This window comes from Pseudoalteromonas sp. 23_GOM-1509m (genome assembly GCF_000518425.1).
Classification (GTDB): Bacteria; Pseudomonadota; Gammaproteobacteria; order Enterobacterales; family Alteromonadaceae; genus Pseudoalteromonas; species Pseudoalteromonas tetraodonis.
In genome coordinates, this window is the sequence record NZ_KI912434.1 from 316,395 (window position 1) to 339,525 (window position 23,131).

The window sequence follows — 23,131 nt, forward strand, 5'->3', positions numbered from 1 at the left end:
TTTAGCCTTCCTTCTCGATCGTAGTTAAGCAATCGCGTAGGGCTGCGCCGTACTCGTATTTGCCAGGACAAACGAAGGTGCATAACGCTAAATCTTCTTCATCTAATTCAAGCGCACCTAATGAAATTGCACTGTCTAAATCACGAGACAATAAGTCACGTAATAAAAGCGTTGGCAAAATATCAAGTGGCATAACACGCTCATAGCTTCCAAGTGGAACCATGGCACGTTTTGAACCGCCCGTAGACGTTGTCATTTTAAATAAACGACTCGGTGTAAGGTGAGACAAGAATGTTCGCGTTACAGAGAATTTATCACTACCTGGTGCAATCCAGCCAAAAAATTCTTTTTCGCGACCTTCAAGTAATACAGATACTTGAACATGGTAACGACCTAAAAATGCATGAACGCCAGACGACGTAGCACCTGCAAGTACAGAACCAGAAATAACACGGTTATCACCGTCTTCTAATTCACCTGCAACTAAGTCATCAAGTGAAGCACCTAATTGTGTTTTCACTAAACGAGGATTCTTAACACGCGGACCTGCAAGCGAAATCACACGGTCTGTGTAAATTTCACCAGTAAGGAAAAGGTGACCATACGCAATAACGTCTTGGTAACCAATGTGCCAAACTTGCTTACTAGCAGATACTGGGTCAAGGTGATGGATATGAGTGCCAACAAGGCCAGCCGGATGCACGCCACCAAACTCATGTACTTCTACTTGAGCAATAGGTGAACTAGGAACTTGACTACCTGCTTGCTTACAAACAAATACTTTGCCATCGGTTAAACGTGACACAACAGCCAAACCTGCTTCAAACGCTTTCGCATTTTCAGCAATAATTACTGCAGGATCTGCAGCAAGTGGATTGGTATCGATAGCTGTCACAAAAATAGAGCTAGGATTTGCATCCAATGCCGCTACTTTGCTAAATGGGCGGGCACGAAGTGCTGTCCATTGACCCGATTGAACTAGTACTTCTTTAGCTTTTTCACGGTCTAAGCTGTTAAGCTCAGTTTCCGAGAAAGAACCAAAGGTGATTTGCTCACTGCCGTTTACTTCAATAACAACAGATTGCAGAACACGTTTAGCACCGCGATTAATTTCTTTTACTGTACCAGAAGCTGGTGCAGTAAATAATACGCCTGGGTTCTTTTTATCTTCAAAAAGTACCTGGCCTTTTTTGACTTGGTCATCCACACGAACATGCATGGTTGGACGCATACCGATAAACTCTTCACCTAGCACAGCTACACGTTTGACGGCAGAACCATCATGAATAACTTGCTGAGGTGCGCCCTCTAAGGGTAAATCCAGACCTTTTTTTATATTGATCATACGCACTTGCACTACATTAACGGAAAGAAACTGAAAAATCGTACTAACCACGCCGCTATTTGTATTATTGCAAGCTATATAAAATGACTCGCTATAAATACCAAACAAGCAGCGCAGTAAAACTCCTCACATATTGCTTTGATTTTAACATTATTGTGGCTGACTATGCGAGTGTATTTATGAAAATTATACGAGAGAAACGTTTATTTAGTTTTGTAATTAACAATTAATAAAATACAAGCTAGACCAAAGTGGTAAATTAGCCAACAATTAGCAAATATTTTTTCAAATCAAAGCTAAAAAACAAAAAAGCCGCACAAGGCGACTTTTTCAAAAATGCGCTATCAGCGACAAGTTAGTCAATCATATTGGCAATAGGTGCAACAGGATTTACATCTTGTTCATAATCAACCGCGTCAATACCAAAACCAAACAAGCGTAAAAATTCATTATGGTAACCAATATAATCGGTTAACTCATCAATTGAGTTTGTATCTACACTATCCCAAATGGCTTGAACGCGAGATTGAACGTCATCTTCCAGTTCTTTATAGTTTTGGAATAAATGCCCGCCCTCGTCAAAGCGAGGTGAATCACCGTATAAGTTCTCACTAAATAGCGCATGAATTTGCTCAATTGTGCCCTCGTAAGTGCCATCAGCCTTCATCACTTTAAATAAGGCAGAAATATAAAGTGGCATGATTGGAATTGCAGAGCTTGCTTGAGTAACAACCGCATTAAGCGATGAAACGTAGGCTTCACCATTTAAATCTTGGGTAGCAGCTTTAATAGCAGCAGTGGCACGGTCTAAATCTTCTTTGGCTTTTCCAATTGTTGCATGACCGTAAATTGGCCACGTTAGTTCTTTACCAATATAAGTGTAAGCCGTGGTTTTAAAGTTATCTGCTAATACATCCGCTTCTTTAAGTGCGTCAATCCACATTTCCCAATCTTCGCCACCCATTACTTTAATGGTGTTGTCGATATCGTCTTGGTTTGCCGCTTCAACAGTTACTTCATCAATTTCACGCTTTGACGTATTTAAGTTTTTAGTGGTTACCGCATTACCAATTGGCTTAAGCGTTGAAGAAAACACTTCGCCGGTATTTGGATCAGTTCGACGAGGTGACGCTAAGCTGTAGATAATACAGTCAACTTTACCTAATTCAGCTTTAATGGTGTCGATTGTTTTTTGTTTAATTTCGTTAGAAAACGCATCACCATTAATATTTTTTGACCATAAACCTTCAGCTTCAGCGGCTGCTTGAAACGCCGCCGTATTATACCAACCCGCAGAACCTGTTTTACGCTCAGTGCCTTCTTTTTCAAAGAAAACACCTAATGTTTTAGCGCCACCACCAAATGCAGCGGTAATGCGAGACGCTAGGCCATAACCTGTAGACGCACCAATAACTAATACATTTTTAGGTGCATTTTTTAATGCCCCTTGCTGCTTAACATAATTAATTTGTTCTTGTACATGCTCTGCACAGCCTACTGGGTGTGCATTGGTGCAGATAAATCCGCGAATTTTAGGCTTAATGACCATTGATCATCCTATATCTTTTACAATAAAAATTAGCGCTAGTTTAAAGGCTAAAACAAAAAAAACTGATCTGATCAGTTACTCACTGCTCAAACCAATCCACTATTACCTGTTATCCAACTTTTGAGCCGCCCATGCAATTAGGTGACTGCGGCGCTTCGCCGTCGTGCTCTGTAAATTCGTCAGGGGTGTAAGTGTGCATCGCAAGCGCATGAATATGATTTGCCAGCTCATCTTTTAAAATTTCATTAATTTCACGATGACGCTGCAATAATCGCTTACCAGCAAATTCCTCACTGACTACAATCACTTTAAAGTGTGATTCAGTCCCAGCACTGTGCATATGGCTTTCGTTGATCACATTTAAATGCTTGCACGCAATCGCATCGGCTAGCTTGTTACGTATTTGTTCTTGCATTGACATAAAAACCATCCTCAAAATTCAGTTATGTACTTACTATAACAACTGCGGCTATACCATGGCTAATGCTATTTAACTGAAACTATTATTAATATAGCGAAACGTTAAACTTATTCGAGGGTGTTTAAGCGTTGTTTGTTTGGGCAATGCATGTTGGTAATTTTGTTGGCTTTGGCCGCTCATTATTAAACAGCTACCACTTTGTAATTTAATGTTAGTAATGCTGTTACTTACTTTGTGTTTAAGTTTAAATAATCGCTCTGCGCCAAGCGATACACAGGCTATGATAGGCTCAGGCCCTAGCTGCGCCTCATCATCGCTATGCCAGCCCATATTATCGTGGCCATCTCGATAATAATTAACCAAAATTGAATTAAACGGTTGCTGTAGGTGATTTTCTAATCGTGTTCGCATAGCAAGTAATACGTCTGGCCAAGGCTCTAAATCGAGTTTATGCCCAGAATAGCCGTACTCAAGATTCTCTTCGCTGATAAAACATTGCAGCCTTGGTATTGGCCCCGTTTTGCCAAACACCGTGATATTTGGTTGTTGCCAATTTAAGTTTTGCTGCAAATAATAAAATAAATCGAGGCTTTTTTGCGCACTAAGCACCCTACTTTGATAAGAAAAGCCATTTGGTAACAGTTGGGGGTTGGCGTTTGGCGGTTGCATGTTAGAATTTACCTATCATTTGATTACCGATCATTAAACTATTATGACTACGCAAGCTACGCTCGGCGATAACACCTTTACTCTTGAACGCTTTCCTTTGGATCAAAAAAACCGCAGCTTACAAGCGTGGGATTCAGCAGACGAATACCTCATTGACTATGTTAATGAACACTACCCTGATTGTCGCTCTTTACTGATCTTAAACGACAGCTTTGGTGCACTTAGCTGTTACTTTAGCAAGCAACAATTAACAGTTTGTTCAGTAAACGACTCTTATATTAGCCATCAGGCGGCGGCTTATAACTTAGCGCAAAACAAAATCGCAACAACTGCGTTTAGCCAGCTTGATAGTTTATCGGCTTTGCCCGAACAAGTAGACCTAGTGTTGGTAAAAGTACCACGCACGTTGGCTTTTTTACAGTATCAGTTATCTGAATTAAGCGAAGTGCTAGCACCTGGTACACCTGTTATTGGTGCTGCAAAAACTAAAGACGTGCATAACTCTACGATTAAAGCATTTGAAGATTTTATTGGTGAGACGAAAACAAGCCTCGCAGTAAAAAAATCACGTTTAATTATTAGCCAGGCCGCTGGCGGTTATAAAGGTGCAGATTTCCCAGTGAGCTGGCCGCTCGAAGGCACTGATTTTACAATAAGTAATCATGCCAATGTGTTTTCACGTGATTCACTTGATATTGGCGCGCGTTTCTTTTTTAATTATTTGCCACAAACAAATAAAGCCAAAAATATTATTGATTTAGGCTGTGGCAATGGCGTAGTTGGTTTAATGACATTAGCGCGCTGTCCTAATGCCCATATTAGCTTTGTTGATGAGTCGTATATGGCGGTTGAATCAGCTCGACTCAACATTGAGCTCAACATGGAAGACAAGTTTGATCAATGTACCTTTATAGAGAATGATTGTTTAACTGACTTTGAACGTGAAAGCGCTGATATTGTATTGTGTAATCCGCCATTTCACCAAGCACAAGCGGTTACCGACCACATAGCATGGCAAATGTTCAAGCAAGCAAAAGACACATTAAAAGAAGGTGGCGAGCTGCGTATTATTGGTAACCGCCATCTAGATTACCACGACAAACTAAACCGTATGTTTGGTAACTGTACTTTATTAGGCTCTAATAAAAAGTTTGTGGTACTTAGCGCAACTAAAAATAGTGGGACGTTATAAATGAAACTCTTAAAAGCATTATTGAGCTGTTGTACATTAGTGGTTTTTTCGGGATGTGCCAATCAGCCTAATCAGCTTATTCTTAACCCTGTGTATAAAAGTGGTCAAATAAGCTCAATAAACAGCAGCTTAAACACCAGCGTGATTGATTTACGTGGTGACAGTGCAACCTTAAAGCTGATTGAATCGAGCAAAACCAAAACCATTGCCAGTACGGGTATTACTGAATCGGTTAAAAGTGCGCTAGACAGTGCGCTGAGTCGCAATGGCGCCAGCATTTCTAATTTAGCGCAATTGCGTTTTGAGTTAGATATTCACACGCTGCAAGCGGTAGTTACAGAAACGCTAATGAGCCATACCAGTGAAGCCAAGATTGAATTTGAAGTGCGGGTGATTCGCCCGACCAGTAATTTTAGTAAACGCTACAGCGGTAATGCTAATTTATCTGGCCCGCTTGGTCACGATAGGGCAAAAGTTGAAGGTCAGCTCAATAAGTTGACTGAGCAGTTAATTACCCGCATTGTATCTGACCCAGAATTAATTGCATTTTTAGAAGGTTAACAATGAAGCAACTTTTTTTAATCTGCGTAAGCTTATTATTTAGCGTTAGTAGCTTAGCGGCTCAAGAGGGTCGTTTTGTGCAAAAAGATAACATTTTTCCTCGGGTAGAAATTGTGACATCGTTGGGCAGCATTGTGGTTGAATTAGACCGCTCAAGAGCTCCTATTACGGTCAATAATTTTTTAACGTACGTGTCGGATAAAAGCTATCAAGGTAGTGTGTTTCATCGTGTAGAACGCGACGTAGAAAATGATCGTGACTTTGTAATTCAAGGCGGTGGTTATGATAAAGATTACGATGGCCTACATGAAAACGACCCTATTTTTAATGAAAGCGGTAACGGCTTAACAAACGATATGTATAGCATTGCGATGGCTTATCAAGACCGTGAACCACACTCAGGAACGCGTCAGTTCTTTTTTAATATGGATGATAACGATCATTTAAACCCTGGCCGTGATTGGGGATTTGCAGTGTTTGGCAGTGTGATGGAAGGCTATGAAACACTCGATAAAATCATGGCTGTAAAAACCGGATTTAATGACAAAATTGGCTACAACTTTGTACCCGAAAAACCGGTCGTTATATTAAATATTAAGGTGCTTGAGCAAGTTCCTTTATAACTTTTTTAATAAGAGCAGCCTTAGCTGCTCTTTGTATAAGCCAATGAGCCCCTATGAATAGCACACTTTCTGTTAGCGAATACTTTTCTTATTTTAAAGATAAACGTTTGATTAATGTTTTTATATTTGGAATGAGCAGTGGCTTTCCGTGGGTATTAATTGGCTCAGTAATGTCGGCATGGCTTAAAGATGAAGGTTTGAGCCGCAGCATGATTGGCCTATTTGGCATTGTGTTTGGTGCCTACAGCATCAACTTTTTATGGTCACCTTTAATCGACCGCACTAAACTGCCCTTTTTATATAATTGGCTTGGTCAGCGCCGTAGTTGGATACTGTTTTGCCAAAGCTTTATTTTGCTTGGCACATTGCTACTTGCAGGACTTGATTTGAAAGCAAACCTAGCGGTTGCCGCCGCACTTTGCTTGTTAATCGCCATAGCCTCTGCCACGCAAGATATTGCAATTGACGCCTTTCGAATAGACACCCTTAGTGAAAATGAATCTCACAAAGCCACCGCGGCGGCTGCAATGGCCACCTCAGGTTGGTGGACTGGCTATGCTTTATTAGGAGCTGTGCCTTTTTACATGGCTGATATGCCAAATATTGACTGGCCACAGGTGTATTATTTTTTATCCGCGATTATGCTGTTATTAATTAGCTGTGTATTTTGGGCTAAAGAGCCACAATCAAATCGCGAAGCCGTACATGCCGAACTAGAACGTGTTTATCTTGAAAAACTCGCCGCAACTAAACAAACACCACTGACAAAAACGCTTGCATGGCTAGGCGTTACCGTGGTTGATCCGTTTAAAACCTTTTTTGCTAAAAATGGCGTTAAAACCGCGTTGGCGCTGCTGGCGTTTATTTTCTTATTTAAGATTGGTGAAGCATTTTTAGCGCGGATGTCGATTGTATTTTATAAAGAAGTTGGCTTTAGTAATACGCAAATAGCAAATTACTCAAAACTCGGCACGGGGTTAATCACCATTGTATTTGCCTTTTTGGGCAGTATTTTTAACCATAAATATGGCATTGTGAAAGGCTTATTTATTAGTGGCGTAGCCATGGCAGCATCTAACTTAATGTTTTCTTGGATTGCCTTAGCTGGTCCACAAGAGCACTTATATGCAATGGCAATTGTAGTTGATGGCTTTACCCAAGCTTGGTCTTTAGTGGCAATGGTTGCTTTTATATCTATGCTGTGTGACAGAGCATTTAGCGCCACCCATTATGCGCTATTGGCATCATTGGGTAATTTAGGGCGTACGTTATTATCGAGTTACAGCGGCGTGGTTATTGATGATTGGCTAATGGGGAATTGGTCATTGTTCTTTGTATTAACTGCACTTATGGTTTTACCCTCATTAGTGTTTTTATTTCTAATTAGGCACAAGCTATATGCACTAGAGCAAAATTATCATAAAAATACCTAATGCATCCCTGCACTAGTATTGGCTGTAGACGCTAATTTAACTTTACGATTACAGCCAAAAAGAAAGCGTTAGTCAGCTTTAATTAAGCTTAATGCTTCATAAGGGTCGACTTCTAATGCATTACAGTAGCGAACAAACTCAATTACATCTAAACGACGTTCCTGATTTTCAATTTTGCCAATAAAAGAATGTGGCGTACCCAAGATTTGCGCTAAGCTACGCATGGTGTAGCCTTTTTCATGGCGTTTAGTTTTAAGCCACTTTGTTAATTTTGCATTTTCTTCCGAAGATACGGTTTTACCCATCATATACAACTCCTACTCGTTGTTTAAATATACATATAGCTAAGCACTTTACATCGCCAACACTGTAAACCTACAACCACTCACTAAAGCGCAGTGTAAACGCTTACAATTAAACCAATAAAAACGCTCAAATATGTATTAACACTTTATTATTGTGAAAAATGAAACCTTGCCCGTTTCACTCTTGGATACATTATATACCATTCACCGTTGATCTGAATGATTAATTAGTAATTATGCGATTAAAGTTTAACAACAAATATTTACTAACTCTGAATAAGGTTAAATATTTTATAACTTTTTTGTTTCATTTAAATATAAGCCGTTTATTATTAACTTATTATTTGTTTAAAAAGGCTAAATCATGTTTAGACTACTTTTTTTACTGCCTATTATTTTATGCTTGGGCTGGTACTTTTTTTTACGCCATTATGCAATTCCAATCAAACAGGGTAAAAAAGGCTTTATCTATATTTTAGCTTTCTCTGCATTCGTACTTGGTTTTTTTGTGTTAATAATGCAAATAACAGAATACAGACCAACTGAGTTATGATTTTAAACACATAAAAAAACCGCTAATTAAGCGGTTTTTTTTTCAAATAACGGTATCTTTACACGCTAAAACTAGCGCCACAGCCACACGTTGTTGTGGCATTAGGGTTAGAGACAAAAAAGCGTGCCCCTTCTAACCCTTCGGTGTAGTCTACTTCACCGTCAACTAAATACTGGATACTCATTGGGTCAATGACTAAGGTAACCCCGTTTTTAACAATCTCTAAATCGCCAGGATTCGCTTTTTCATCAAAAGTAAAACCGTATTGAAAACCTGAACAACCACCGCCTGTGACATAAACACGCAGTTTTAGATCTGGGTTTTCTTCTTCGTCGATTAACTGTTTAACACGCACAGCGGCTGCGTCGCTAAACTTAATGGGTAATTCTTCAGACATTTTATAACCCTCAATACCTTTATACTAATGCACCAGATTATCTAATACCTGAGTGTTTTAATCAAGTATAGTAAGCTCGCGTTTATAAGCTTTAATTAAAACAATGCGCGTTTAATCTGTTCTGTGAATCAATATACTATAAATTTAATTTAAATTAATCGGTTGTTAAAAATCTCAAGGACTTCCCTAGACTATTTTGATAAACTTGACGCCTAAAAATGCTACGGGGAAATAAAGCATGTGGCTTGAGCGACTGAGACGTCGATTAGCAAAACCAAAAACATCCGTACAATTATGCTTATTGGGCGTAAGTGCCGGATTAATTGCTGCATTTTTCATTATACTGTTTCGCCTAACCATTTTATTTTTTCAAAGCTTATTTTTAGAAACCCCTGACGACTTTACTACTCTCCCTACCCTAGAACGGGTATTAATGCCTTTGATTGCTGCACTTCTGATAGCCACATTTGCGGCTTTTACCGGCTTTAAACATTACCGCTTGGGTATCCCTTTTGTAATACACAGAATAAAACGTCATTACGGGCAAATGCCACTTTATAATACGGTTAACCAGTTTGTAGGCGGCGCGCTGGCACTGATCAGCGGTTTTTCTGTTGGCCGCGAAGGCCCCTCAGTGCATATGGGAGCAGCGGGGGCAAGCATATTAGCAAATAAACTACACTTACCCCACAACGCTATGCGTACCCTCAGTGGTTGTGGTGTTGCCGCGGGCATTGCTGCATCGTTCAACACCCCCCTGGCTGCGGTTATTTTTGTAATGGAAGTGGTGCTCAGAGAATACAAAGTGCATATTTTTGTGCCGATTATGCTCGCAGCCGTTACCGGCGCATTAGCAACACAGTTTGTATTTGGTGAGGGCTCAGAACTTGCGCTAATAACCATTGCCCCCTTAAGTGGGTGGCACTACCCCTATTTAATTTTATGCGGCATGGGATTAGGCGCGGTGGCTTATGCTTTTAATCAGAATTTAATGTTAATTATTAAAACCTTTAAACCACTTAGTATGTTTCCACGTTTAATGATTGCAGGGTGTATTGCCAGCTTAATTGCCTATGCAGTTCCACAAGCAATGGGCTCGGGTATGAGCGCTATCACTATTGCGGTTGAGTCACCTGAAAATATTCAACTACTCACCACTATTTTAATTGCTAAGTTATTAGCCACCTTATTTGCTATTGGCTTAGGTATTCCTGGTGGGTTGATAGGTCCGGTTATTGGGCTGGGCGTTTTAACCGGTACTTTAATGGCATTTTTTGCTCAATTTATTAGCCCCGGCACCGATATAGCCGGCACTTACGGGGTACTCGGCATGGCTGGCTTACTGGCGGCAACGTTGCACTCCCCCTTAGCAGCACTGACCACCGTAATGGAGCTGACCTCGTCACCTGAAATTATTGTACCGGCGATGATCGTCATTACCACCGCCTACGTTACAGCTTTGCAGGTATTTGGTAACCGCTCTATATTTTTACAGCAATTAGACTTTCAAGGGCTTCCCTATCATGTATCTCCCGCCACTGAAGCCCTACAAAAAGTAGGGGTAATGGATGATATGGATGAAGACTTTAAACTGCTCTACTCCGACGATAAAGAGCAAATAAAAAACAGTTTAGATGCCATGGACAGCCAAACACCATTAATTGTATTTGATGAAGAAAATGGTTATCGCCTAGCTGAATATGACTTAAGTTTAATGTCTGATCAGGCGGTCAATATAAAATACATTAGCTTACAAGGTATTAGCAGCCAAGCCACCCTTGCAGATGCATTTGAAATTTTGAATGATAAACGCAGTGGTGCACTTTATGTATATAACTTATTAGATAATCAACAAATTATGGGATTACTAAGGTGGGATCAAATCCACCATATTTTAACCATACGTAACAGTCTACTTTAACAATAATGAGAACAATATGAGCGCATTATTAATCTACAAAACCTTGCACGTATTTTTTATGATTGCTTGGTTTGCCGGTATTTTTTACCTACCTCGACTTTTTGTTTATCACGCTATGAGTGAAGAAAAATCGTGTAACTCAATGCTAAAAGTAATGGAGCGTCGGCTACTTTATTTTGTTACACCCTTTGCGGTGCTTACCGCAGTATTTGGCGTATTGACTATTGTTGAATACGGCCGAGAATGGTTTCGTTACAGCATGTGGCTGCATTACAAACTCGTGCTGGTGATTATTTTATATATTTATCATGGCTACTGTTTCAAATTGTTAGCTGATTTTAAACACGATAGAAATACTAAAAGCGATCGGTTTTATCGCATTTTCAACGAGCTACCTGTTTTAGCGCTACTCGTTATTGTCGCTTTGGCGATTATTAAGCCAAGCTTTTAGCAAAAGCTTATAAATTACGCTGCCAAGTCGCATACTAAGTTTGTATAATACGCGCGATTGCGTGCTCCTTTGTGGATTATCGCGCCTTTTTGAATAACTAGGAATAACCCCCATGTTCAGTTTCCAAGGTGAAAATATACTCTCTGTTAATCAACTCGACCGAGACTGTATTGAACGCATATTTGCTGTGGCAAAAAAAATGGAGCCATACGCTAAAAAACAAAAGCGGACCAACGTGCTTGAAGGCGCTATTTTAGCAAATCTGTTTTTTGAACCCAGTACACGTACTCGTGTTAGTTTTGGCACTGCGTTTAACTTACTCGGTGGACTAGTTCGTGAAACCACCGGCATGCAAAGCTCTGCGCTTGCTAAGGGCGAATCACTTTATGATACCGCACGAGTTATTTCAGCGTATGCTGATGCTGTTGCTATGCGCCATCCTGACTCAGGCTCGGTAGCTGAATTTGCAACAGGTTGCAGCGTACCAGTAATAAACGGTGGTGACGGACCCAATGAGCACCCTACCCAAGCATTGCTTGATTTATTAACTATTGAGCGTGAACTTAACCGCTTCGATCAAAATATCGATGGTATGCATATTGCGCTAGTCGGCGATTTAAAATATGGCCGTACTGTTCACTCACTCTCTAAGTTACTGTGTCATTACAAAGACATTAAGTTTTCGATGGTTGCCCCTAATGGCTTGCAAATGCCTGACTCAATTTTATCTGCGGTTGAAAATGCCGGTCATAAAATTGAACTGGTAGATAAAATGGAAGGTAACTTAGCAGCCGATATCGTTTATCAAACACGAATCCAAGAAGAGCGTTTTCCATCACAAGAAGAAGCTAATAAGTATCGTGGTGGATTTAGAATTAGCCAGTCTATTTATAATACTCATTGCAAACCTAATTCAGTATTAATGCACCCGCTTCCTCGCGATAGTCGCCTAGAGGCAAACGAACTTGATAACGACTTAAATGCTAACGACAATCTAGCGATATTCCGCCAAGTACAAAATGGCGTACTCATTCGTATGGCACTGTTTGCTTTAACCCTCGGCGTAGAAAACAAAGTCGAGCAGTATGAAGTAAGCGTTCCTTGGTTTAGCCGCAAACGCGACAGCTAAGCTTTAATTTTAAAGTGATAAAACAATAGGATTTTTCATGACAATTAGCCAAGACTTATTTAAACGAGCTCAAGACTCTATTCCTGGTGGAGTAAATTCGCCAGTGCGTGCATTTAATGGTGTAGGTGGTACTCCGCTGTTTATTACTAAAGCACAGGGCGCGTTTACATTTGATGCTGATGGCAACCGTTACATCGATTATGTAGGCTCTTGGGGTCCAATGATTATGGGCCACAATCACCCTGAAATTAAACAAGCAGTGCATGACGCGGTAGAAAATGGTTTAAGCTACGGAGCGCCTACTGAAGCTGAAATTTTAATGGCTGAAAAAGTAAAAGAGCTAGTACCATCAATCGAAAAAGTACGCATGGTGAGCTCTGGTACTGAAGCAACAATGAGTGCAATTCGTTTAGCCCGTGGTTTTACTGGTCGTGACAAAATTTTAAAATTTGAAGGGTGTTACCACGGCCATGCAGACTCATTACTAGTAAAAGCCGGCTCTGGCGCATTAACTATGGGTGTACCTAACTCTCCAGGTATTCCTGAAGATTTAGCTAAGCACACACTCACCGTTTCGTTTAACAATATTGAAGAAGTGAAAGCGATTTTTGCCAAGTACGCCGATGAAATCGCGTGTATTATTGTTGAACCAGTTGCCGGTAACATGAACTGTATTCCACCAGTGCCCGGCTTTTTAGAAGGTCTGCGTGAAGTATGTGATCAATACCAATCCGTGCTTATTTTTGATGAAGTAATGACAGGTTTTCGTGTCGCCCTTGGTGGCGCTCAAGCGTATTACAACATCAAACCAGACTTAACCTGTTTAGGTAAAGTAATTGGTGGTGGCATGCCAGTAGGCGCGTTTGGTGGTAAAACAGAAATCATGGATTACATAGCCCCTGTGGGCCCTGTTTATCAAGCGGGTACACTTTCAGGTAACCCTATTGCGATGGCAGCAGGCTTAAAATCACTTGAACTACTAAGCGCTCCTGGCGTGCATGATAAGTTAGAAGCCATTAGTAAAGCGATTTGTGAAGGCTTTGAAGCCGCAGCTAAAAAAGCAGGTATTGCCTTAACGACTAACTACGCTGGCGGTATGTATGGCTTTTTCTTCACCGATGCAGAAAAAGTAACTACTTACAAACAAGCCACTGAATGTGATTTAGAGCGCTTTAAAAAGTTCTTCCACTTAATGCTTGAAGAAGGGGTTTATTTAGCGCCTTCAGCGTTTGAAGCTGGTTTTGTGTGTGCTGCGCACACAGAGCAAGAAGTTCAAGCAACGATTGAAGCAGCAGAGCGCGCTTTTGCTAAGCTATAACGTTTAGTTTTTAAAAACGCTTACCCATAAAAAAAGCCCTTTCGGGCTTTTTTTGTTTTTACTATTTAACGAATACATTCTGGTCTTGGTTTAAACTCACTGGCTCTAAGCGGTAGCTGAATCACTTTGCCACAGCCCGGTGGTGCTTGCTTCCCAGTTTGCTCGTTTACAAATGCCCACCTAATTGAAGGCGGACGGGTATCGGCAATTGCTTGCGGGTTTAGCGGTTTTAAATAACGAATATAGGTTTCAAGCGCGCCAACACTGCCGGTTAAGCCGGTGCTTTTATTATCGTCACGGCCTATCCATGCAACCGTCACTGTATTTTGATCAAATCCAGCAAACCAGCTGTCGCGTAATTCATTACTGGTGCCTGTTTTACCTGCCAACTGGATTGACGGAAAATGTAAGTTTAAGCGCTTAGCGGTGCCATCTTTAGTTACTCGCTTCATAGCATATTTGGTCATGTACATGGCATCTTTATCAAAACGTTGCTCGTTAATTACTTTGTGCTTATAAAGTACTTTACCAACAGAGTCGGTTAACGCAGAAATAGACGTCAGCTCTCTGTATTCACCGTCTGCTGCAATCGTAGTATAAAGCTGTGCCACTTCAAAGCTCGACATTTCAATAGCCCCTAATAATAACGATGGGTATTCATTAATATAGCCTTTAGCTCCTAATCCCCTGAGCGTGTTAGCCACTTTATCGACGCCTACATCAAGCCCTAAGTTAACTGCCGGTATATTAATACTGTGGCTAAATGCTTTATAAAGAGGCATGGCACCACGGTATTGATGATCAAAGTTTTCTGGCTGCCATACGTTACCCTCCTCGTTGGTGACTTGAACAGGCGAGTCATCAAGTAACGTCGCTAAGTTATAATGAGGAAGCTGCAGTGCACTTAAATACACTGCAGGTTTAACTAATGAGCCAATATTTCGTTTGGTATCGAGCACGCGGTTAAATCCTGAGTAGCGTACATCACGTCCAGCGACTAACGCTGATACACCGGCTTTTTCAACATTAACGGAGATCATCGCCGCTTCTAACTCTTTGGTATTTGGACGTCTTTCTAAATAAGGTAAACTGGCCTGAATCGACTCTTCCATCGCGGTTTGTTTTTGTAAATCAAAGTAGGTAAATACACGCACACCCGCATCCAATACGTCTTGATCGGGTAGTAGCTGTTTAAGCTCGCGATTAACCAACTCTAAGTAACCTGGATAAGACTTTTGCAAGCTGGCTTTCATTGGTGCAATATCAATTGCGCGCTTTAACGAGGCTCTATACTCTTTAGTAGAAATAAGTTTGTTATCGACCATTAAACGCAGCACTAGGTCACGACGATCCATCGCACGTTCTTTGTAACGTCTAGGATTGTAATAAGATGGGCCTTTAACCATAGCCACCAGCAAGGCAATTTGGTCGTACTCGAGTTCATCAACAGGTTTGGCAAAGTAAAACTCGGCGGCCAGCCCCATTCCATGTACCCCTTGGTTGTATGACTGACCTAAGTACACTTCGTTTAAATAGGCTTCGAGAATCTGATCTTTTGAGTAACGGTAATCAAGAATAAGCGCAATAAAGGCTTCATTAATTTTACGCACTAACGAACGCTCACGGGTAAGGTAAATATTTTTAGCCAGCTGCTGGGTTAATGTACTCCCCCCTTGCACGGTGCGCCCTGCGCGAATATTGGTATACAAAGCGCGTAAAATTGAAAATACCGATACACCGTGATGATCATAAAAATCGCGGTCTTCAACTACTAATAAGGTATTTTTAAGCATGTCAGGAAATTTATCTAATGGTACAAACTCTCTATCTTGTTTTGAGTCATTACCAATACGGGCTATTTGTACAGGCTCTAATCTGGCAGTGTTTAAGCGACGGCCAAACTTATCTTTAATACTGGCTACCTTCTCTCCAGAGAAACGCAACTCAATAACATGAGCGCTCTCTAAACCATCATAAAATTCAAAGTCACGACGAAAAATCTTAATACTATTGGCTGTTTTAATATACTGCCCAGTCCGGCTTAAGCGATTAACCGCCGTGTAGTTTAAGCGCTTAAGCTCCCATAAAACTTCTTGCTCTGATAAAAACTGGCCTGGAAAAAAAGTCATTGAGCGGGCATATACTTGTGCCGGAAGTTGCCATTTATTACCTTCAAACTGGCGAGTTATTTTTGCATCAAGGTAAATAAAATAAAGTGCAATGGCGATAAACGTCGCCAGACTCAGTTTCCAAAAAATAGAAAACAACGTTTTAAAAAGTGGCCGTTTTGTGGTGCTTGAAGTTTTTTTAGTCGCACTTTTTCGCGCCGATGATTTAGATGACTTAGTAGCGCGCTTAGTCGAGGGTTTACTGGTCGATGTTTTCTTTTTTTCAGCCATTTAAGTGTAATATATTCCGAAGGTTAATTTAACGCGAGGAGCTTATCACATTACTCTAGCACCTGAAAAATTAACCTCCCCTGAAATCAAAAAAGCCCTAACAGAGTAGGGCTTTGATTGAACACACAATACTTTTAATTAATTACTTCTAACTGATACAAACTCTGGATAAGCATCAATACCACAATCGTGTTGATCCATACCGTTTAACTCTTCTTCTTCGGTAACACGAATACCCATGGTTTGCTTGAGGATTGCCCATACAATGAATGAAGCAATAAACACAAAACCAATAATACATAGTAGGCCAATCAACTGATTAACAATGCTAGCCTCAGCATTAGTAACAGGTACTAGCACGACACCTAGGATGCCACACACACCATGAACAGAAATAGCACCCACGGGATCATCTATCTTCGCTTTGTCCAGTGCGACAATACTAAGTATCACTAATGAGCCACCTAGTAAGCCAAATAAACACGCCATTAGTGGTGATGGTGATAATGGGTCTGCAGTAATAACCACTAAGCCTGCAAGTGCACCATTAAGTACCATGGTTAAATCAGCTTTGCCCCATAACAGTTTACATAAGAACAAGGCTGAAATTGCGCCCATAGCTGCAGCAGCGTTGGTATTAAGTAATATTTGACCTACCGCTGTTGCGTTTTCTTTATCTGAAATTAATAACTGTGATCCGCCGTTAAAGCCAAACCAACCCATCCATAAAATAAACGTACCCAATGTAGCAAGTGGCAAGTTTGAACCTGGAATTGGGTAAATTTCACCATTTTTACCATATTTACCTTTACGTGCACCCAGTAGTATTACACCCGCAAGCGCTGCAGCCGCACCAGTTGCATGTACAATGGCAGAGCCTGCAAAATCAACAAAGCCTAATTCAGATAAGAAGCCGCCACCCCATGTCCAGTAACCTTCAATTGGGTAAATTAATCCTGTTAGTACCACTGTGAAAACTAAGAAAGCCCATAACTTCATACGCTCTGCTACGGCGCCAGATACAATAGACATGGCCGTTGCAACAAAAACTACTTGGAAGAAAAAGTCAGATTCGAGTGAATGATTAGCATCTGCCGCTTGGCTACCTATTAGCCCACCAAACGAAGGAATAACGCCGCCTTCAACATTATCTACGTACATAATGTTGTAGCCTATCAACAAAAACATAGTACACGCGATAGAATAAAGCGCGATATTTTTAGTTAGAATTTCTGTGGTATTTTTAGAGCGCACTAAACCCGCTTCTAACATTGCAAAACCGGCTGCCATCCACATGACTAAGATGCCAGACATTAAAAAGTAAAACGTATCGAGCGAAAACTTCAGCTCTATAATTGTATTTTCCATGTTGCCCCCTTAAATTGCATCATCATCAAGCTCGCCAGTACGAATACGGACGATTTGGTCTAGGTCGTAAACAAAAATTTTGCCGTCACCAATTTTGCCCGTTCCAGCGACTTTGGTAATGGTTTCTACAACGCGTTGGCAATTTTCACTACGAGTAGCAATTTCAAGTTTAATTTTAGGTATAAAGTCAACCTGATATTCAGCACCACGGTATAACTCAGTATGCCCTCTTTGACGTCCAAATCCCTTAACGTCAACCACTGTCATTCCTTCGATGCCTAAATCAGCGAGTGCTTCACGCACATCATCTAGTTTGAATGGCTTTATTATTGCACTGATCATTTTCACAAAGGCCCCCTTAGGACGCTAGCTTGTTATTGTATTTCCTCTATACAATCCAACCTTTGTGCCATTTTTAAATTAATAATAAAAACATAAACTTAAAAAAATAAATAATATATAAAACAAAAAAGCGCACCATTTAGGTGCGCTTTTTTTATGCAAAATACTGCATTGGTGCGAGGTGGTTAAAAGCAAGACGTCATCTCTAGTGACCCGCTGCACAACGTTCTAAGTACTAATTAATTTTTTAAGCATAATGACTTACTCAGTCGCGTCGAGGGATAAATCAGCTCTTATAGCTTCACCCAGCCATAGCGATTCCATAGTTTTTACCACTCGAAAATGAAACTCTTCATGAGTAAAGGGCTTAGTTAAAAAGTCATTTGCACCCGATTTAATAAACTGCGTGGCAACACCATAACTATATACATCGGCCAGACCAATAATGGCTAATTGCTCACGACTTTTAACATTTCGAATTGCTCTAATTAATTCAAACCCATTCATATCAGTTAAATTATGATTAGTAATGACTAACTTAATTGCCCTATTATGGTTAAGTATATGCAATGCTTGAGCGCTATTATCAGCAGTAATGACATCAAATAACTGTTTTTCGAGCATTTGCTTAACCAAGCTACTGCTCAATAAAGAATTATCAACAATTAGCGCCTTACGCCCTTGATTACGCAGTAACTGTGCTACAAATTTAATGGCATAAAGGTAAGAGTCACGGTTATCTTTAATAATGTAATCAATAATCCCTAATTCCAGCATTTTTAGGCGCGTGGACTCTTCTAATTGCGTTGTCATTAATAGCGTAGGGATACCTTGCGATAAAATATAGCGAGCAACATCCATATCGGTTTGTCCACTAAGTGGCAAATCAACTAAGGCGAGTGAATAACTTGTTTGGCTCAGGAGTTGTTTGCATTGAGTAAGTGACGAGGCAAAATCAACCAAAACATCAAGATATTGAGCAGCAATGTGCTTAAATATCTGCTGTACTCTAATGTTATCTTCAACAATTAAAACGCGTTGCATAAACTCCCTTTTATTTGCGCCCACTCTTTAAGGTTATAAACCTAAAAAGAAATCACTTTCAATCATCCATATAGAAACAAATAAGCGACCAATGATTTAAAAAACTTAATTAATAATTAAATTTTTAAATCGCCTTAAACTTACAGTGCAACATACATATCAAGTATATTTCGCCTATTTGCTGCAATCAGATTAATCTTAATTACATAAACTCAACGATTATTATCGGCAGCTAGTCTCATTACTTTTGTTTTTTACTCAAATATCGCTATAACTGCAGTACATAAAATAAAAAGGGTCACTTATGAAATTTAGTCGAAGTCTATTTTTACCCATTGCCGCTATTGCGCTCACCCTAAGTAGCGCCTCGTTTGCCGATAATCAACGTCGCATTGATATTGACAGTAAAGTGGTTACCCAGCACAAAGCAAAAATAAATAATGAACGATTTTCTTACACAGTAGCAACTGGCACACAACCGGTATGGGATGACAAGGGAGACGCCATCGCAACCCTTCAATACACTTACTACACGCGCGATAAGGTCGATGATAGAACAAAGCGCCCATTACTTATTTCATTTAATGGTGGCCCAGGCTCAGCGTCAGTTTGGATGCATTTAGCATACACCGGCCCACGCGTTTTAAAAATTGACGACGAAGGCTACCCTATTCAACCTTACGGTGTTAAAGATAACCCTTACTCGGTTTTAGACGTAGCCGACATCGTTTACGTAAACCCTGTAAACACGGGTTATTCGCGTGTCGTTGAAGATAAAGATGGTAACCTTCTACCAAAGGATAAACAAAAAGAGTTATTTTTTGGTGTGAATGCCGATATAAAATATCTAGCAGAGTGGCTTAATACTTTTGTATCTCGCAATGAACGCTGGCGCTCTCCTAAATTTTTAATTGGTGAAAGCTATGGTACCACTCGTGTATCAGGCTTAGCGCATGAGCTACAAAATAGTCAATGGATGTACATTAACGGTGTTGTACTCGTTTCACCTACCGATATTGGTATTAAGCGCGACGGTCCTGTAAAAGCCGCTAACCGCCTACCTTACTTTGCAGCTACAGCGTGGTACCACAAGGCATTAAGCGCTGATTTACAAGCTAAAGACTTAGACGAGCTATTACCTGAAGTGGAACAGTTTACCGTTAATGAGCTCATTCCCGCGCTTGCAAAAGGCGGATTTATTGCCCCAGATGAAAAACGTCGTATTATTAAAAAAATGGCCGAATATGCAGGTCTATCTGAAACATTTGTTAGCCAAAATAACTTAGACATTCCGACACAGTTTTTTTGGAAAGAGTTATTACGTGAACGCGGACAAATGGTTGGTCGACTGGATTCGCGCTATTTAGGGATTGATAAGCGCGATGCCGGTGAATCACCAGATTACTGGGCAGAGCTTACATCGTGGCTGCACTCTTTTACCCCTGCAATTAACTACTACCTGCGTGAAGAGCTTAATTACAAAACCGACATCAAATATAACTTATTTGGTAACGTTCACCCATGGGATAGAAGCGGAAACAATACCGGTGAAAACTTGCGTTTAGCTATGGCTCAAAATCCGTATTTAAATGTGATGGTTCAAGCTGGCTATTTTGATGGTGCAACAAACTACTTTGATGCTAAATACACAATGTGGCAACTAGATCCAAGTGGTAAAATGCAAAATAGATTAAGCTTTAAAGGCTACCGCAGTGGCCATATGATGTACCTACGCCATGCAGATTTAGAAAGCTCTAACAACGATTTACGCGAGTTTATAAAACAGTCTATACCTAAAGACGGTCAATCCGCTAAATACTAATTAGCTTATATCCACTTAAAAAAGTGACCACTTAGGTCACTTTTTTGCTTATAACCGCGGCAATTCGCCATGTGTGCAATCCCCAGTACGGATGACGGTTGGCTTTGCTGTGTACTGCTTAGTAGCAAGTATTTCAGCTAGATTTATTAGCGTGTTAAAGGTGCTTTTTAGAGCGACTCGGTTATTTAGCCAATTGGGTATACTTCCGCCTGGTAACGCATAAACCTGATAGTCAATATGCAAGTTATTCGCTTGCTGAGTCAGTAACCACGTCGCATCTAATGTGCTTATTCTTACTACCCCTTTAGTTTGAGGTAAAAAATCAGGACGGGCATGAATACTAAGTTGAGTTTGCAACGCGCTGCGTTTTGTATAGCACGAATACGTGACTAAATCTCTATTTGCAACGGGCCAAGGGGAGTCAATAAAGCTGTAAACAAGGTTTTCTGAGGGGCTTAAATATTTCAGTAATTTTACTTTAGCAATATTTTCTATCCAGCGGGGAGCAGCATCGGTATCACTGAGTAAGGCGATTAAATCTTCTGCTGTGGTATTCTTAACCACCGTTTCAGCTTTCATTTTCAAGGTATCATCGCTCAAACGCTGAAAATAAACACTCACCCCCTGTTTACTCTCGTAAAGCTGCCAATAGGGCTGTGAATACACATTTGTAACAAAACACAAAAGCGATAGAATAATGCACTTTTGCAACAAGTTAAGCGTGCAAAAGTGCTTAGCCATCAAAGCCAATACGGTTCTGTATCAAATGAAGCGTGTCGACTTTGCTCCATGGCACTGACTAAAAAGTCAGACTTTTGTTCCAACCATAGTTGTATTTTTGCTAGTTGAGCATCTTCTTGCCCGCCACACAGCTGTTTTAAATAATCAAGCGTGCTTAGCTCATACATGCCATGAGAAATATCGAGCCAAGGAAGCCTAAATTCTAATCGTTCATCTTTATTAAACAGTGCACCTAAACAGTTACCACTGAGTAAGCTATTTTCTAACTGAGTACGAAAATTTAAATAATCATTGCCCGCTAAACTTTGCTCTTTAGGCAATAAGCGGTGTAAATTTTTCCAATCTTTATCAAATAAACGATGAGCAATATCAATAACGGGCTGCTCAGCGTTTTGTAGCTCTGCTTGGCTCCAGTCTTTACGCCACTGCTTATTTATCAGCCACGTTGTTAAGCTCAGCAATAAACGGTTGTAACGCGCACTATGAAAAAGCGCAAAAATATCATCAATACTCGGTTGTAACTCTTTTAAATCGTTAATAACTTGAGCTAAGGCGGGCGCACTGTTTATTTTTTTATAAAAAGCATGGCGCTTAGAAGTGTAAGTTTTTAACTGAATGGCATTTTCAACCCATGCTAATTCACTCAATAACCACTTTAACTCCGTTCTGAGGTGCTCGGTGCTGTCTTTACTGACAATATCATCAAATAACCAAAAGTTATGACGAATTAAACTAATACCGTCGGTCACACGTTTTAATGTTTTTAAACTTGGCTTATCAAAATAGCATTGCTCATGTTTTTGCACAAAGCGAATACCAAAGCCCATGGCTTCAATAAGTGCTTGCTCTTGAGTGGCTTGCTTAGTAAGTTTAACAAAACCGATAGATTTACTCGGTTGTAACGGTGTGTTATCCGCTAGGCGGTAGCCTCTTGCTGCTTTTGAATAAAGCCCCAAGCGCACACTGTTTTGGCTTATTAATTTATCTGCTAAAGCAAATAGCTCGTCTCGGCTACCTTCGACGAGCTCTATTTCAAGCTCGCTAATAATCTCCACTTTACCCGAGGCGGCCACTTCACCTTTATCTAATACCACTTCAATTTTGGCACCATTTTGCGTTTCAATTAACCACGTACGGCGGATAAAATTAGTACTAAATATAGGGTAGAGGTTTTGTGATATAACATCAATTTGCATGCCGTGTGGCCAAATTGATGAATCAAACGCCATTAAATTAGGTCGATTTGTTTCTATGGGAAGGTTATATTCTGGACGTTGATGTAATCCCCCCACCACGTCTCCTGCAAGCTTAATTGTTTGCTCACAGCGCTCGTCTGTACAACGCGTTCTAAAACCAATATCGAGTGCTCTCAGCTCTCTGCTTGGCGTATCAAAATAAGCATTTTGCAAACTTTTAGAAGGCTTGTTTGTAACTGTTTTTGCAAATTGAGTAATTAACGAGGGGATCAGTGGAATGACGTCATCTGATACCAAAAACTTCAGTTCTATCTCAGTATCCATTAGGCTTGCGGATTACCCTTAAAATTAA

22 protein-coding genes are annotated in these 23,131 nt (G+C 40.3%); 10 read left to right on the forward strand and 12 right to left on the reverse strand.

Annotation, left to right across the window (positions count from 1 at the left end; all coding sequences use genetic code 11):
* Position 1 precedes the first annotated feature (1 nt).
* The 4 genes from N523_RS0117085 to N523_RS0117105 form a co-directional block, all read right to left on the reverse strand.
* Complete coding sequence (locus tag N523_RS0117085) at positions 2-1,345, reverse strand: Na(+)-translocating NADH-quinone reductase subunit A (protein ID WP_028835482.1); 1,344 nt, start codon at positions 1,343-1,345, stop codon at positions 2-4.
* Between the two features lie 355 nt (positions 1,346-1,700).
* Positions 1,701-2,894 carry an enoyl-ACP reductase FabV gene (fabV, locus tag N523_RS0117095; protein ID WP_024601887.1) on the reverse strand — a complete coding sequence of 398 codons (1,194 nt, stop codon included), beginning with the start codon at positions 2,892-2,894 and terminating at the stop codon, positions 1,701-1,703.
* 109 nt (positions 2,895-3,003) lie between these two features.
* Positions 3,004-3,315, reverse strand: coding sequence for a BolA family protein (locus N523_RS0117100; protein WP_028835483.1), 312 nt, complete (start codon positions 3,313-3,315; stop codon positions 3,004-3,006).
* A gap of 69 nt (positions 3,316-3,384) precedes the next feature.
* Positions 3,385-3,984 (reverse strand): alpha-ketoglutarate-dependent dioxygenase AlkB family protein, encoded by a 600-nt coding sequence (locus tag N523_RS0117105; protein ID WP_028835484.1) that lies wholly within the window; start codon positions 3,982-3,984, stop codon positions 3,385-3,387.
* A gap of 43 nt (positions 3,985-4,027) precedes the next feature.
* On the opposite strand from N523_RS0117105, the gene N523_RS0117110 reads away from it, so the two are divergent.
* From N523_RS0117110 to N523_RS0117125, 4 genes are read left to right on the forward strand one after another with little or no spacing between them, the layout of a single operon-like run.
* A complete protein-coding gene (locus tag N523_RS0117110) occupies positions 4,028-5,176 on the forward strand; it encodes a methyltransferase (protein WP_028835485.1) in 1,149 nt (382 codons plus the stop codon).
* Complete coding sequence (locus tag N523_RS0117115) at positions 5,177-5,737, forward strand: YajG family lipoprotein (RefSeq protein ID WP_013464342.1); 561 nt, start codon at positions 5,177-5,179, stop codon at positions 5,735-5,737.
* A gap of 2 nt (positions 5,738-5,739) precedes the next feature.
* Positions 5,740-6,360 (forward strand): peptidylprolyl isomerase, encoded by a 621-nt coding sequence (locus N523_RS0117120; RefSeq protein ID WP_013464341.1) that lies wholly within the window; start codon positions 5,740-5,742, stop codon positions 6,358-6,360.
* Between the two features lie 53 nt (positions 6,361-6,413).
* A complete protein-coding gene (locus N523_RS0117125; protein ID WP_013464340.1) occupies positions 6,414-7,793 on the forward strand; it encodes an AmpG family muropeptide MFS transporter in 1,380 nt (459 codons plus the stop codon).
* Positions 7,794-7,861: 68 nt separating this feature from the next.
* On the opposite strand, the gene N523_RS0117130 is transcribed toward N523_RS0117125, so the two are convergent.
* Positions 7,862-8,101 carry a helix-turn-helix domain-containing protein gene (locus N523_RS0117130; protein ID WP_008111877.1) on the reverse strand — a complete coding sequence of 80 codons (240 nt, stop codon included), beginning with the start codon at positions 8,099-8,101 and terminating at the stop codon, positions 7,862-7,864.
* Positions 8,102-8,462: 361 nt separating this feature from the next.
* Here N523_RS0117130 and N523_RS0117135 point away from each other — a divergent pair, with 361 nt between their 5' ends.
* Entirely contained in the window at positions 8,463-8,651 is a 189-nt protein-coding gene (locus N523_RS0117135) for a hypothetical protein (RefSeq protein ID WP_013464338.1), read from the forward strand.
* A gap of 58 nt (positions 8,652-8,709) precedes the next feature.
* Here N523_RS0117135 and erpA read toward each other — a convergent pair whose 3' ends face one another.
* Positions 8,710-9,048, reverse strand: a complete 339-nt coding sequence (gene erpA, locus N523_RS0117140; RefSeq protein ID WP_002958911.1) for an iron-sulfur cluster insertion protein ErpA — start codon at positions 9,046-9,048, stop codon at positions 8,710-8,712.
* 238 nt (positions 9,049-9,286) lie between these two features.
* On the opposite strand from erpA, the gene N523_RS0117145 reads away from it, so the two are divergent.
* From N523_RS0117145 to hemL, 4 genes are all read left to right on the forward strand, one after another.
* On the forward strand, positions 9,287-10,969 hold the full coding sequence (locus N523_RS0117145; RefSeq protein ID WP_016899367.1) for a chloride channel protein: 1,683 nt from the start codon (positions 9,287-9,289) through the stop codon (positions 10,967-10,969).
* 16 nt (positions 10,970-10,985) lie between these two features.
* Positions 10,986-11,420, forward strand: a complete 435-nt coding sequence (locus N523_RS0117150) for a CopD family protein (protein WP_010391077.1) — start codon at positions 10,986-10,988, stop codon at positions 11,418-11,420.
* Between the two features lie 112 nt (positions 11,421-11,532).
* Complete coding sequence (locus N523_RS0117155; RefSeq protein WP_013464336.1) at positions 11,533-12,549, forward strand: aspartate carbamoyltransferase; 1,017 nt, start codon at positions 11,533-11,535, stop codon at positions 12,547-12,549.
* Positions 12,550-12,586: 37 nt separating this feature from the next.
* Positions 12,587-13,867 (forward strand): glutamate-1-semialdehyde 2,1-aminomutase, encoded by a 1,281-nt coding sequence (gene hemL, locus N523_RS0117160; protein ID WP_024601882.1) that lies wholly within the window; start codon positions 12,587-12,589, stop codon positions 13,865-13,867.
* 65 nt (positions 13,868-13,932) lie between these two features.
* Here hemL and mrcB read toward each other — a convergent pair whose 3' ends face one another.
* The 4 genes from mrcB to N523_RS0117180 all read right to left on the reverse strand — a co-directional run bounded on the left by mrcB (position 13,933) and on the right by N523_RS0117180 (position 19,020).
* Positions 13,933-16,266: a penicillin-binding protein 1B gene (mrcB, locus tag N523_RS0117165; protein ID WP_028835486.1), complete on the reverse strand. Its 2,334-nt coding sequence runs from the start codon at positions 16,264-16,266 to the stop codon at positions 13,933-13,935.
* Positions 16,267-16,404: 138 nt separating this feature from the next.
* The gene (locus N523_RS0117170) at positions 16,405-17,634 is read right to left on the reverse strand and encodes an ammonium transporter (protein WP_028835487.1); all 1,230 of its coding nucleotides are present in this window, start codon (positions 17,632-17,634) and stop codon (positions 16,405-16,407) included.
* A 9-nt stretch (positions 17,635-17,643) separates the two neighbouring features.
* On the reverse strand, positions 17,644-17,982 hold the full coding sequence (locus N523_RS0117175; protein WP_010391070.1) for a P-II family nitrogen regulator: 339 nt from the start codon (positions 17,980-17,982) through the stop codon (positions 17,644-17,646).
* Positions 17,983-18,237: 255 nt separating this feature from the next.
* Positions 18,238-19,020: a response regulator gene (locus tag N523_RS0117180; protein WP_028835488.1), complete on the reverse strand. Its 783-nt coding sequence runs from the start codon at positions 19,018-19,020 to the stop codon at positions 18,238-18,240.
* A gap of 304 nt (positions 19,021-19,324) precedes the next feature.
* Between N523_RS0117180 and N523_RS0117185 the strand changes: the two genes are divergently transcribed.
* Positions 19,325-20,842, forward strand: coding sequence for a S10 family peptidase (locus N523_RS0117185; RefSeq protein WP_028835489.1), 1,518 nt, complete (start codon positions 19,325-19,327; stop codon positions 20,840-20,842).
* A gap of 48 nt (positions 20,843-20,890) precedes the next feature.
* Here the strand turns inward: N523_RS0117185 and N523_RS0117190 are convergent, their stop codons facing one another.
* Together N523_RS0117190 and N523_RS0117195 are read right to left on the reverse strand one after the other, a co-directional pair.
* On the reverse strand, positions 20,891-21,583 hold the full coding sequence (locus N523_RS0117190; RefSeq protein ID WP_028835490.1) for an START domain-containing protein: 693 nt from the start codon (positions 21,581-21,583) through the stop codon (positions 20,891-20,893).
* The gene (locus tag N523_RS0117195) at positions 21,583-23,103 is read right to left on the reverse strand and encodes a CYTH and CHAD domain-containing protein (protein WP_028835491.1); all 1,521 of its coding nucleotides are present in this window, start codon (positions 23,101-23,103) and stop codon (positions 21,583-21,585) included. The genes N523_RS0117190 and N523_RS0117195 overlap by 1 nt, the downstream gene beginning before the upstream one ends.
* Between the last annotated feature and the right edge of the window lie 28 nt (positions 23,104-23,131).